The sequence below is a fragment of the Paenibacillus oceani genome (assembly GCF_014705615.1).
GTDB classification, from domain to species: Bacteria; Bacillota; Bacilli; order Paenibacillales; family NBRC-103111; genus Paenibacillus_AB; species Paenibacillus_AB oceani.
The window spans coordinates 1-12987 of sequence record NZ_JACXJA010000048.1; the positions used below are offsets into that span (position 1 = coordinate 1).

The window sequence follows — 12987 nt, forward strand, 5'->3', positions numbered from 1 at the left end:
GATTTCACTCACGAGAAGCATCTCTTTATTTTAGAGCTGATTGCTCAAACGTACTGACTTGTGTCGATAACTCGACTTGTTTTGATCTCTCGCGAGATCATCACTTGCACGCTCGTTGTTCAGTTTTCAAGGAGCAAAAGCTTGTCCTGCTTGCCGCTGCGTCGTTCCCTTTAAGACAAGGTTTCAAGCGGCGACTTTCTTAATATACCACATCCGGGGTTATCATTGCAAGTCTTTTTTTGCTTTGCAATTTTTACCGAATGGCTGCCGTTTGAAGCGGCGAGTTCTAATATAACAAATTTCGCCACGATATGCAAACAAAAAATTGAACTTTTTTTATAACTGATTCAACAAGGACCGTTCCAAATAAAAAAGAAACGCCGACACGCAGCCGGCGCCTCTCTCCTATATACAATCAGTGTACCCCGAGGAACATATAACGAATGACGATCAATATGCTGATGACCCACAGCAGCCAGTGAACCGGAACCCGTCTTTTCGGGAAAACGAGATTGCTGATAATGGCAAGCAGCGTGTAGGAAACGACACCGAACGAAATCCCGTTGGCGATGCTGTTCGTGAACGGCATCATAACGATCGTCAAGAACGCAGGGAAAGCTTCGAAGAAATTGTCCCACTCGATCTCTTTCACTTGCGACATCATCAGTACGCCGACGATAATCAGCGCCGGAGCCGTAGCAGCAGACGGAACGATCAGGGCAAGCGGAGCGATAAACAACGCCAGAATGAACAATACGCCTGTAGTTACAGCGGTCAGACCGGTACGTCCGCCTTCAGCGACACCGCTCGCGCTCTCCACATATGCCGTAATCGTGCTTGTTCCCAGCAATGCGCCCGTACTTACACCTGCAGCGTCTACGAGCATCGCTTTACCGACTTTCTTCTCGCCTTTTTCTTTATCCTTCAAAATCCCCGCACGGCTCGCTGTACCAACCAGCGTGCCGAACGTATCGAACAATTCAACGAACGTAAAGATCAGGATGATCTCGATAATCCCTACGCCGAAAGCTCCCATAATATCGAGCTTGCCTACGGCCAGGTTGTCGAAGGACGGCAGCCAGCTCGCGCCGGACAGGCCGCTTACGTTCGTTACGCCCATCGGAATCCCGATAAGGGTCGCTGCGACGATACCGATCAGCAGCGCGCCTTTTACCCGCAAAACCATAAGAACGGCAATCAGGATCAGCGCAATGAGCGCAAGCCCCGTATCTTTATTATGTATAAAATCGCCCATCACGATATTAAACTGGTTCGAGTTCAATACCGGTGTCGCATTCACGTCGGTGCCCGGATTTACGCTGACCATCATAATGTTGGCCAGTTTCGCCCCGATAATCGTAATGAACAACCCGATCCCGACCGTAATAGCAATTTTCAGGTTGTGCGGAACGGCTCTTAGGAGCATTTGGCGCACTTTGGTAACCGTCAAAATGATAAATACAATACCCGACAGGAATACAGCGCCCAGCGCGGTTTGCCAAGTAATTGCACCGTTAGAAGTCAATACGACTGTCATGAAGTAAGCGTTCAAGCCCATCCCCGGAGCTAGCGCCACCGGAATGTTGACGAACAGCCCCATCGCAAGCGTAACCAATCCTGCGCCGACCGCCGTAGCGAAGAAGACGCCTTCGTTCGGAATTCCCGCACCATTTTCACCCAAGAACAGCGTGTTGACGAATAAAATGTAAGCCATCGTCATGAAAGTGGTCAAACCGGCGATAATCTCGGTTCGGACCGTGGTCCCGTTCTCCTTCAACCTAAAATAACGATCCATTTTTTTACTATTCCTCCTAAATAATATTTACTTGGAATAACAAAAACGCACGTCGGGAGTGCCGCACGGTAGCGGTAAAACAAAAAAACCTTAGACGGCTCCAGGCACAATGTCTAGGTTTCCACTCCCAGGGAAGCGTTATGCATCCATGACCGGTCCGGTGCGAAAGGTCGCGGCCATCCTGCTTTGCTTCCCTGTTTCGTAGCCAGATCATTTACGGTGACCTCGTAGAAACTCTCAAGCCAATTCTTGAGATTATACGAAAACAGTATGTTATTCAAACATATTCTAATGCGTACTGTCGAACGTTGTCAATACAAATCCGAACATTGAATTTGACTATTTGCAACTTCGTTCGGGAAGTATGCGTTTTCATTGTATTTTCATCGGATTTCAGGCCCTTTCCTTCCGCTCACGATCCCGCAACCGGCTGCGTCGACTGACGAATCACAAGCTCGGGCTCCACCACGACGTTCTGCCAGAAGAAAGTCCCGTCTTCGTTCAGCTGCTCTTGCTCGGGCTCTCCGCCTTTGACCGGATGCCGGGTATCGTCATCGCCGATCAGCATATCGAGTGCGGTTCTGACCATATGCTCGATGCTTGGACCAATAACGGTTAAAGGCACTTCCAGCAGCGTCGTCATCTCCGGTATATTATCGTACGAAATCAAAGACATGTCCTCCGGTATCCGAATCCCGAGCTGACGGAAACACCTTTGCACCCGGAATAACGTGCCCTGACTGTCTACGATAACCGCCGTCACCCGTTCTTCCTTGGGCCGGGTCAGCATGGCGAGCAGTTCCGCCTCCGACTCCAATCCGCTTCGCTCATCGCGGCGAATGAAGTAATCCGGGTGATGCTCCATGCGGAATTCTACCATACCTTGCATGAATCCGGAGTATTTGTCGTTCAAATATCCGATATACGACACTTTGCGGTGCCCCAGCTCGGCCAGATGCTTCATCGCTTTATAGAAGCCTCTCTGGCGATCGATCTGAATCCGGTGAGCTCCCTCCAGTTTGGCGCCGCCCATTACAACCATTTTCCCCTGAAACGATTCCTTCTCCTTTATAAAATCGAGACTGGGCACCCATCCCGGACCTTCCCAGAACAAGATGCGGTCAACGAAGTGGTCGTTAAACGTATGCACGGCTACCGCAGGGTCGGCTACCGAGATCAGAAACGTGTATCCGCGCCTCGTTACTTCCTTCTGGATCTCTTGCGAGAGACGAAAATGAAACAGCCCGCCCGCACTCGGCCATACCAGCCCGATGCAGTCCGACTTGCGCTGTACCAGCCGTTTTGCCGCGAGATTGGGTACATAGTTCAATTCCTTAGCGATCGTAAGAATACGCATTCTTGTTCGTTCACTGACACCCGGCTCATTGTTCAGCGCCTTCGACACGGTAGGCTGCGTCACTCCGGCAATTTTCGCTATATCTTTAACCGTGACCCTCAAACGGTAACACCCTTTCTCCGAATCGGTCGATCCCCTCTTACTATAAACGAATCCGGCTGATTTCGCATCCTAAATCCTGTATCAAACATACGCATACTTTGCAGCGGCGCATTCGCAAGTTCGCTGATCCGTAAACATAAGGAAAACCGTCCGGAAAAGCGTCCAGACGGTCCTTTGACGTACAAACCGATACGCTAACGCGTGAAAGGGAATGGATCCCCCTTCCTTCGCTCCAGCCGCTCGCCCTCAGGTCGTTTGTCTTTTTGCGGTGGTATCGCTAACGAACCCAGCAACCGTTATCAGAGCCGAATGCGAGTGTTTGAATTTGTAACGAACTCTCGTATCGTTATTTCCGCAAATCGGATCGTTTGTTCGCCACTTTGGGTTCAATAACGATCCCCGGATTCGTTACGTCTGGAATAACGTCGTTTTTCAGCGATAAGCACCATACGATTCGTTAGGTATTGTACCTGAGTATACGTTCCCAAACGCCAAGGAAAGAAACTCCTCCATTCCCTTTAGCACCGTAAAGACCAGTAAAGATCTTAAACTTTCTGGCAGATCAGAAGCTCTTCTACTCACGAAATTTTATCAATTCTACTTATATGTTAAAGAAAAAGCCGCCGGTCCGGCAGCCCCTACACGTACGTTTTTGAAACGGCCTCTTGTGTCCCTTCGCGTGTGGCTAGACAGCCAGCTTCAATTCATCAGTTCCTCCAGCTCCTTCAGAAGCTGCGGGATTTCTTTGGACTGCTCCTCAGCCTCTTTCTCCAACTGGGCTAGCCGTTCCGACTTGTATGCGTTCAATTGAAGGAAGGCTTCGTACTGCGGATCGTTTCTTTTCTTATAGTGGAGCAGCAGCTTTTGTCCGTCGGCTATAACCGCTTTCGCTCCTTTTAATCTGCTCTCCAGCTCTCGTCTGGGATAATCGGGATCAACCTCTCTCTCGAGCAAACCGAGCTCCCGGCCGATTTCCTTTACTTTCCGGCCCTGCTCCATACTTTCTTCGATTTGATGCACGGTTTGGGCAGGCATCGCTTCAAACTTCGCATTCTCGGCTTCGAAAGCATTTTGGAGCATGACGTATCGTTCGAGTTTGGCGGCCCGTTCCCGTTTCTCGAGCTGAGGAGCTTCTTCTGTGAACTCATCCTGGTTCACAGCCGCCGAGTCGTGAGCCAATTGGGAGTGATGAACGGTTCCTCCCGTTAGTAGCAATACCGCTGCGATTATCAGCAACGTCCCTATTTTAGCTTTGTTCACAGGCACGAATGTACCTCCTTGATCCACAAATCTTCCTTATCTAACAGACGATCCAATGGAGCTTGCGGTTTATTTTTCCAAGCCGATTCCAAAAAAACCGCCGAAGCTTATCGCTCCAGCGGCTTGTTGTCGGCTCTTTACTCCCACTCGATCGTTGCGGGAGGCTTGGACGTAATGTCGTACACGACGCGGTTGACGTTCTCGACTTCGTTGACGATGCGCACAGAGATTTTCTCCAGTACGTCCCACGGAATACGCGCCCAGTCGGCGGTCATGCCGTCGATGGACGTGACGGCGCGGATGCCGACGGTGTGCGAATACGTACGGCCGTCACCCATAACGCCGACGCTTTTCATGTTCGGCAATGCCGTGAAATATTGCCAGATCTCGCGATCGAGTCCCGCCTTTGCGATTTCATCGCGCAGGATGGCGTCGGATTCGCGGACGATGTGCAGCTTCTCCTCGGTCACTTCGCCGAGCACGCGGATCGCGAGCCCCGGTCCCGGGAACGGCTGGCGCCATACGATTGCCTCCGGCAGACCGCACTCCTCGCCTACTTTGCGGACTTCGTCCTTGAACAACGCTTTGAGCGGCTCGACCAGCTTGAACTTGATGTCTTCCGGCAAGCCCCCGACGTTGTGGTGCGACTTGATCGTTTGCGCCGTAGCGGTGCCGCTTTCGATAATATCTGTATACAGCGTTCCTTGAGCCAAAAATTCGAAGTCGTCAAACTTCGCCGACTCTTCCTGGAACACATAAATAAACTCGTTGCCGATAATTTTACGCTTCTGCTCCGGATCGTCTACACCTTTCAGCTTAGACATAAACCGGTCGCGCGCGTCGATCTTGACGACTTTCATATCGAACTTGCCGACGAACGTCTCCATCACGCCTTCGGCTTCTCCTTTGCGGAGCAGTCCGTGGTCGATAAACATGCAAGTCAGCTGCGGCCCGATCGCCTTGTGGAGCAAAATGGCTACAACAGACGAATCGACGCCGCCGCTCAGCGCGCACAGCACTTTGCTGTCGCCGACCTGATCCCGGATTTCGCGGATCGTATCTTCGATAAACGTCTCCATGCTCCAGTTGCCTTCGCAGCCGCACACATCAAACAGGAAGTTGCGGATCATCTCGTTGCCATAGACGGAATGACGCACTTCGGGATGGAACTGGACGGCAAAAAACTTTTTGTCCGGATGGCTCATCGCCGCTACCGGAGCGTGCTCGGTGCTCGCATCTACGACGAACCCTTCCGGAAGCACGGATACGTGGTCCCCGTGGCTCATCCAGACAGTTTGCTTGCTCTCCAGCCCTTTGATCAGGCTGCTGCTTGCCTGGAATTCGACGTCGGCTTTGCCGTACTCTCGCTTCGTCGATTTGTCCACCTTGCCGTTCAGTTGGAACGCCATCAGCTGCATGCCGTAGCAGATCCCCAGAATCGGAAGTCCCAGCTCATAGATGCCCGGATCAACCTTCGGCGAGTTGTCCTCATACACGCTGGCCGGTCCGCCGGAGAACACAATTCCTTTCGGCGACAGCTCGCGGATTTTCTCCACCGTTGTGTTGTAAGGCAGAAGCTCGCTGTAAACGCCCATATCGCGAATACGGCGCGCGATAAGCTGATTGTATTGTCCTCCGAAGTCCAGCACGACGATCATTTCATTCGGCTTGCTCATATAGGCCCCCTCAAAAGCGTTAACGCTTTTCGTTTTCATTCGTTTTCATTTAGAGTTAATTATATATAAGAGCTTGTTCAAAAAGCAATATTGCAGTTTGCCAAATATGAGCAGCTCAAACAATCGGGCAATCCATAATGAGATCGAGGGGTGTGGAAGCTTAATAAAAAGACTCCCTCCAATTATCAGATGATCGATTTCATCTAATAATCGAGGAAGTCCATTTCGTCAGCACATCGAGCCGGCAAAACCGATATGATCAGATCTCCGATGTGCGACCGCAATCTATTCATTGGGTCGGCTATTCCTTCCCGTGCGTAATTCGCCGCCATAGCTCCTTCAAGCCGCGCGCGGTCGTCCGCGGAACCGGGGCGGCTCCGTAGCGGACCGCTTCGTACCGCTTCACGAAATCGAGCAGCGCCTCGCGTTGTCCAACCTCGGACAGCGGCAGCGATTCGACGTATTCGCGGACGGTGTGCTCCGGCTTCTTGCGTCCGAGCCGGCCGAACAGCCTGATCCACAGCTTGTCGAACGGCCGGAAGGAGGACGCTCTTCTGCTCGTATAGGCACCCGCGGAAGGGTAGCCCGGGCCGTTCCGGATCGACGGGCTCCGCCGGACGATCCGGACGAGCATAATCAGCAGCGGCAGCAGAAGCGCGATCAGCGCCGCCGCGGTCCACTTCATGCCGGCGGAAAGCGTATCGCTGCCGCCGGCGCCCTGTCTTCCGAAGCCGGACAGCCATTGTCCGGCTTCGGCCATCCGCTGCTGCAGCCGCTGCAGCAGCGGCGCATCGCCATCGGCGGCCCCCGCCGCTGATGGCAGAGCGGACGCCTGGACGGCGGCTGCGTTCTCTGCCGGGGCCGAGTCGGGGCCGACCGGCGTCGGATCGAACACGGTCCACCCGCTGCCCGGAATATACGCCTCGACCCACGAGTGGGCGTTCCGGTTCAGCACCGTAACGTCCAGCATCCCGCCCGCTCCGGTTCCGGTCACCTGACCGGACGTAAATCCTTTCACCCATCGCGCCGGAATACCTGTCGCCCGGAGCAGCACGGCCATCGAGGTTGAGAAGTAGTCGCAATAGCCTACCTTCGTCTCGAACAAAAACGTATCCGCAAAATCTGCCGCTGTCTTCGGCAGCTCTGGAACGTCCATCCGGTACGTATAATTTTCCTGCAAAAACGATTCTATCGCTTGCGCCCGCTCCGCATCGCCGGTCAGGCCGGCTGTGAGCGCATCGGCAAGCGCGTATACCCGAGCCGGCAGTCCCGGCGGAAGCTGCAGCTCCGCGCGGAACGTCTCCCGGTCCCGCAGCGACTCGGATCGTCGGGCGCTCTCTGCTGCGGCATCAGCCTCGCCGTCCGCCGCCTCTGCCGCAGCCGGTTCCGGGAGCACCGGGATCGGGGCCAGCTCCGCAGGCTGATGAACGGCCGCGGTTACCGTCCATGCCTCGGAAGGCGCCATGGTCAAAGTCCAGCTGTTATCCGGAACTGAGGCACGAACAGCAACAGTGTCGGATGTCCCGCCGCCCTTCGGAGGCACCGCCACCTTCACCCGGTATGACAACAAAGGATCTGAGGCGGACCAAGCGCTTGTATAGGCGCCGCCCCTCTCAATTACATCCAAGGGAGCGAGATTGCGCCCGCTCCGGGCCACGAGCCGCTCGATCTCTACGATCGTCCCTCCTGCGAACAACCGCCCGGCGAGCGCCGCATCGACAAGCGTCACTTCCTGCACGATCGGAGCTCCCCTCCATCCGCTGTCCGCTGCCGATAAAGCTGCCGCTTCCGAAGACGCTGCTCCCTTCTCCCAGCCTTGGCCCGTATACAGCGTCTTGGCCTCCCCCCGCCAATAAGTCAGCTTCTCCGTCCGGGCATAAAAAGCGACCGAGTCGTCCGGGCGTACCGGTCCTCCCAGAACCGAGTCATCTTCGCCGTATCCCGTTCTGGCCGGTCCGGATGTCCCGGCCGCCACGGAAGCAGCCGCTCCAGTTCCGCCATTCGCCCAAGAGGCGAGTCGGTCGGCCAGACCGCTGGAATTCAGCGGCTTCATGACGCCAGTGCTTGCCTCTGGCGGAAGCCATAAGCCGACTGCCACGACAGCCGCAAGCAGCAGCGGAACGACCGCCAGCCAGCGCGCGGGCCAGCCGCTTGGACGATGCCGCAGCTCGAATCGGCTGACCAGCCGGGAAAACTGCAGCAGCCCCATCAGCAAAAAGCCGAACCAGACAGTGCGGATAACCGCATTGGCCGTATTCACGCCGGGCCACAGCTGAAGCCCGAGCAGATACAGCAGCGTAGCAGCCACGAACCACAACGCCTGCTGCCGCTCCACGACCGAGGCATATATGACGCTGATCATCATCGACCAGCCGATCAGAAAGAGCATCGTCCGGTTTTCCGGACTGAAATAGGCAAATTCTCCGTCCGCAAGCGCCACCGCATCCTGCATCGTCAGCCCCGCATGGTGGATCAGCCACCCCACCCCCGGAAACCCGGGACTGTCAAACAAAAAACCGACGATGCCGACACAAACGATCATTCTAAGCGGCCATCCGATCCAAGGGGACAACCGCACCCAATCGACGGCCAGAAACAAACCGAACGCCAGCAAAAACGGACTGATCCGGTACACGCCGCTCCATTCCGACATGTCCAGCAAAGGACGCAGCCATTCGAGCAGCAGCGCAAACAACAGCACCGAAGCAACACCTTCTCGAATATACGACCGTTCAGACGATAACATCTTCGGCACCTCCCGCTTCGCGCCAATGCGAACGCACCAGGGCTACGGCGTATACGCGGCACCCGGCCGTCTCCAGCTCCTGTACCCATGGGCGGTAACGGTCCGGCATCTCCGTGCCGGTATGGACAAGCCATACGTCGAGTCTGCGCCGGCACGAACGCAATATGCGCGCTGCGCGGACGACCGATTCGTCCGCTGCCGCGGTGACGAGGGCAACCGGGCACTCCGCAGGCCAGCCCGCAGCTTCCTGCAATATCAGGTCCGCCGCCGAGCCGGGCTCGTCCGCCTTGACCCGGCTCAACAGCTCATACATGCCCGCCGGCCCCGGTGTAAGAGCCAGGGGAAACGCCTGATCCGGAGAGCCCGCATACAAACCGATCTGCAGGCGCTGCCGCACAGCCTGCTCCGCCAAGCCCGCAGCCACCCGGACACAAGCTTCGAACCGTTCGGCACCTTCTTTTCCTACATAGACGTCAGAGGAACGGTCCAATACGACCAGTAGACGGCCGGAATCCGTAGGATCGGATGATTTCGTCATCAATGACCCGCTGCGGGCGGTCGCCTTCCAATGAATCGTCCGTTGCGGGTCTCCGGGCGCATATCCGCGAATGCCGGTCATCACCGACGATTGGCTCGGCTTCATCCACGGCAGCGCAACCGGGTTGTCCGATTCGGCGAACGTCCTTTTGCCGTATTGATCCAGATGTAGCGGCTTCGGATAAACCGCAATCCCGTTCTCCCCCGCAAAAGAAAGACGCCTGCGAAGCAGTCCGATCCAATCCCCGGCATGAACATCCGTGCGGAAAAACCGATACTGCCCGCGGGCGGCACGGCTCAGCTTGTACCGATAACGAACAATACCGCGAAAGCCGGGAAACAGCAGCCGGCTGTGGCGGTATTCCTCCCTTCCGTCCGTCCACACGTCGGTCACTACGATCCAACCGGCCGGAAAGACGGTTCCCCGGCGAATCGTAACCGTCACTGGAACGTCTTCTCCGGCAAAATAACGGCTCTGCTCGATAGTCCGCTCCACCCGCAGTCCTCTCATTCCGAGACTTACAGGGAGCAGCGCCAGGATTAACAGCGCCGCCGTTCCATACAGGAGGAAGGAAGAGGAGTAGCCGCCTCTCCATGCATATAACCCGTAAGAACCTAAGCATAACCCGGCTACAGCCGCAAAATTCCCCCAGCTCCAACTTCTCATGACGTCCTCCCCGAAGCCGCCTGAACCGTCGGAACGGGAATCGTTGCGATCAGCTGTCTGACGATAGTATCCGCCGTTTTGCCCGTATAACGGGCGTCCGGCTGAAGCGCGAGCCGGTGAGCGATGACGGGCAGCGCCATAGCCTTGATGTCGTCCGGCACCACATAAGAACGCCCGTTGCAGAACGCCTTCGCCTGCGCGGCGCGCATCAGCGCATACGACGCCCGGGGGCTGGCGCCGAGCGCCACGTCCGGATGCGTGCGGGTAGCGGACGTCAGCCGGACGATGTACTGCTTCAGCGTCTCGTCTACGAGAACTTGCCTTACTTCCTGTTGAAGCCGAATCCACTCCTCGACCAGCAGCACCGCCCTGACCTCATCCAGGGGATGACGCTCCTGCAGCCGTCCGAGCAGCTCCACCTCATGCCGTTCCTCCGGGTAACCCAGCCTGATCTTCAGCAGAAACCGGTCCAACTGAGCCTCCGGCAACGGATACGTCCCCTCGTGCTCCACCGGATTTTGCGTAGCGAGCAGCATAAACGGCTCCGGCAGCAGGCAAGTTTCGCCGTCGACGGTCAGCTGTTTTTCTTCCATCGCCTCAAGCAGAGCGGACTGCGTCTTCGGAGACGCGCGGTTCATCTCATCCGCCAGCACGACGTTCGCCATCACTGGCCCGGGGCGAAATTCAAATTCCCCGCTCCGCTGGTTATATACCGACACGCCGGTCACATCGGACGGAAGCAGGTCGGACGTGCATTGTATCCGTTTAAACGAAGCTCCCACCGTCTTGGCCATCGCGCGGACGAGCATCGTCTTGCCGACTCCCGGCACATCCTCGAGCAATATATGTCCTCCGCACAAAAAGGCGATGACAACCGCCTCGATGCTCTCGCGCTTGCCGACGATCGCCTTCTCGACTTGATGGACGATCCGCTCTATGAAGGGGTGGGGCCGATCGAACGGCGAAGGAGCGCCGCGTCCTAGCTGCATGTGGAAAACCTCCCTATCTTATCGATAGTTTCAGTTTTCCCTTCGTTCTACCAATTTAGACTTGCTTCTATTAAAATTTCGGAGATTTCGGTCCGTCCGCCAAATAGATGAAGTTCCGCCACTCCAGGTCCAGATGCTTCGGCGCCGCTGCCAAGCCGTACCCGTCCCGCATGTTCACCGTTACCTCGCGGCTGTCCGCCAGAAACGAATAATCGCTCACTTCTCCGCCCAGCAGCTCGACCGCGGAGCGAAGCGGGACAATCAGCCGGTTATCCTTTAATTGCATACCGGGCAGCACCAGCTTTCTCGGCTCTTTGCCGGGGGCGATCACGGTGACCGACCGATCCGGCAGATCGTAGATGACCTGGTACATCCCGTACCGGGCGGTTGCTTTGCGGCTGTCCGCTTCCCATTCGACAAAGCCTCCGGACGATTCCACAAGCGCCCGCAGCGGAACGTACAACCGGTCGGACTGAAGCGAGTAGTCGCTTCCTTCCATAGCGAGCGCAGACGTCCCGATCCGGAGCGTCAGCGGCGGAGCCGCCTGCTCAGACGATGCAGCCGGTCCCGCAACGGACAGCACGGCATTTTTTTCCGCCTCCTCTTCCGCACACGCCAACGCTTGCCGGACGTTCCGCTCCTCCTGACCCGGCCAGACAGCCGATCGTTCCTTAGCAGCAGCGATCCAAGCGTTATATTCGGCAAAGGTGCCGCCGCTCCGGTTCCACTTCGGCTTGCTGACTGCGAACTGAACCGGCTTCACCTCGGGCGAAAGCGACGCGAACGAGTAGCCTTTCTCTTTGTAATAGCGGATAATCGCCGGAAGTGCCTTAACCGTCTCGGCGTGTCCGGACCCGTCATGCAGCAGGACGGTCATCTCGTGACGCAACGTTACATTCATGGAATTAGCCACGATCTCGGAAGCCGGCACCCCTTTACGCCGCGAGTCGCCGCTGTCCACGTTCCAATCGAAGATATGGTAGCCCGCTTGCTCCAATACGTAAAAATAGGCAGCGTCAAAATTCGTGCTCGTGCCTCCCGGAGCCCGCAGCAGGCGCGTGCTCACCCCCGCCTTCCCCTCCAGCACCGCATCTGTCTGCCGGACCTGATCCCAGAACGTGCCGAAGCTTCCGTACAAATCGGCGTACACGTGGTTGTAGGTATGGTTGCCGATCGCATGCCCTTCCTGTACGATCCGCTTCACCAGCTCCGGTCTAGCCTTGGCCGATTCGCCAAGCACGAAAAACGTTGCGTTCACCTGTTCCTGCTGTAAGATATCGAGAACTTCCGGCGTATGGGCGCTCGGACCGTCATCAAATGTTAAATAAACGGTAGGCCGCTCCGGGGTTGCGTATTCCCGCTCTGCAGCCTGCCTTTGTCCGGCCTTCAGCCGGTCGTATACCGCCTTCTCCGAGTCGGATGGAGCCAGATCTTCCGCCGAAGCGCGGACCTCAAGCAGCGGCAGCGCAAGCAGCGAGACCGCCAGCAGCAGCCCCATCCATTGCAGTACCGTTTTCCAGTCAAAATGCTTCCCGTCCGCCATCATCCGTCTCTCCATCCCGGTCCCTCCGTACATGCCTATTGCGATTTTTCGCGCTGCTAGAGTATATGGTAGAAACGCCAGGAGTATGACCTGAGGCGGACCGGATGTGCAGTAACACTTTATGGAGATGTCTTTATCAATAGCCTGTTTCAAGATGAAGCGGCATCCTTTTGCGCACACAAAAAAAGAGACTCGCCTCAAGCGAATCTCCTACTTCCGACAAAAAAGAGATATCCGGCCGCCATCCGGACTACTCTACAAACTATATAAGTTGAACTATTGTTTGAAGTCCATTTCATTGCGAAAAAAATTGCT

8 protein-coding genes and 1 riboswitch are annotated in these 12987 nt (G+C 56.0%); all 8 genes read right to left on the reverse strand.

From position 1 onward, the window contains the following. Positions 1–415 precede the first annotated feature (415 nt). The 8 genes from IDH45_RS27935 to IDH45_RS27970 all read right to left on the reverse strand — a co-directional run bounded on the left by IDH45_RS27935 (position 416) and on the right by IDH45_RS27970 (position 12687). On the reverse strand, positions 416–1795 hold the full coding sequence (locus IDH45_RS27935) for an NCS2 family permease (protein ID WP_190931444.1): 1380 nt from the start codon (positions 1793–1795) through the stop codon (positions 416–418). Between the two features lie 182 nt (positions 1796–1977). Further along, a riboswitch (purine riboswitch) is annotated at positions 1978–2078 on the reverse strand. Between the two features lie 129 nt (positions 2079–2207). Further along, complete coding sequence (locus tag IDH45_RS27940; RefSeq protein WP_190931445.1) at positions 2208–3254, reverse strand: LacI family DNA-binding transcriptional regulator; 1047 nt, start codon at positions 3252–3254, stop codon at positions 2208–2210. 699 nt (positions 3255–3953) lie between these two features. Next, complete coding sequence (locus IDH45_RS27945) at positions 3954–4514, reverse strand: hypothetical protein (RefSeq protein WP_190931446.1); 561 nt, start codon at positions 4512–4514, stop codon at positions 3954–3956. A 137-nt stretch (positions 4515–4651) separates the two neighbouring features. After that, on the reverse strand, positions 4652–6190 hold the full coding sequence (gene guaA, locus IDH45_RS27950; protein ID WP_190931447.1) for a glutamine-hydrolyzing GMP synthase: 1539 nt from the start codon (positions 6188–6190) through the stop codon (positions 4652–4654). Between the two features lie 301 nt (positions 6191–6491). After that, positions 6492–8936: a DUF4129 domain-containing transglutaminase family protein gene (locus tag IDH45_RS27955; protein ID WP_190931448.1), complete on the reverse strand. Its 2445-nt coding sequence runs from the start codon at positions 8934–8936 to the stop codon at positions 6492–6494. Beyond that, positions 8923–10140: a DUF58 domain-containing protein gene (locus tag IDH45_RS27960; protein WP_190931449.1), complete on the reverse strand. Its 1218-nt coding sequence runs from the start codon at positions 10138–10140 to the stop codon at positions 8923–8925. The genes IDH45_RS27955 and IDH45_RS27960 overlap by 14 nt, the downstream gene beginning before the upstream one ends. Next, entirely contained in the window at positions 10137–11129 is a 993-nt protein-coding gene (locus tag IDH45_RS27965; protein WP_190931450.1) for an AAA family ATPase, read from the reverse strand. Before IDH45_RS27965 ends, IDH45_RS27960 begins: the two co-directional genes overlap by 4 nt. Before the next feature lie 70 nt (positions 11130–11199). After that, positions 11200–12687: a polysaccharide deacetylase gene (locus IDH45_RS27970; protein WP_223837026.1), complete on the reverse strand. Its 1488-nt coding sequence runs from the start codon at positions 12685–12687 to the stop codon at positions 11200–11202. Positions 12688–12987: the final 300 nt, after the last annotated feature.

Coding starts and splice junctions, on each gene's coding strand:
- IDH45_RS27935 (WP_190931444.1), bottom strand. CDS start 1,795: ATGGATCGTTATTTTAGGTTGAAGGAGAACGGGACCACGGTCCGAACC.
- guaA (WP_190931447.1), bottom strand. CDS start 6,190: ATGAGCAAGCCGAATGAAATGATCGTCGTGCTGGACTTCGGAGGACAA.
- IDH45_RS27955 (WP_190931448.1), bottom strand. CDS start 8,936: ATGTTATCGTCTGAACGGTCGTATATTCGAGAAGGTGTTGCTTCGGTG.
- IDH45_RS27960 (WP_190931449.1), bottom strand. CDS start 10,140: ATGAGAAGTTGGAGCTGGGGGAATTTTGCGGCTGTAGCCGGGTTATGC.
- IDH45_RS27965 (WP_190931450.1), bottom strand. CDS start 11,129: ATGCAGCTAGGACGCGGCGCTCCTTCGCCGTTCGATCGGCCCCACCCC.
- IDH45_RS27970 (WP_223837026.1), bottom strand. CDS start 12,687: ATGGAGAGACGGATGATGGCGGACGGGAAGCATTTTGACTGGAAAACG.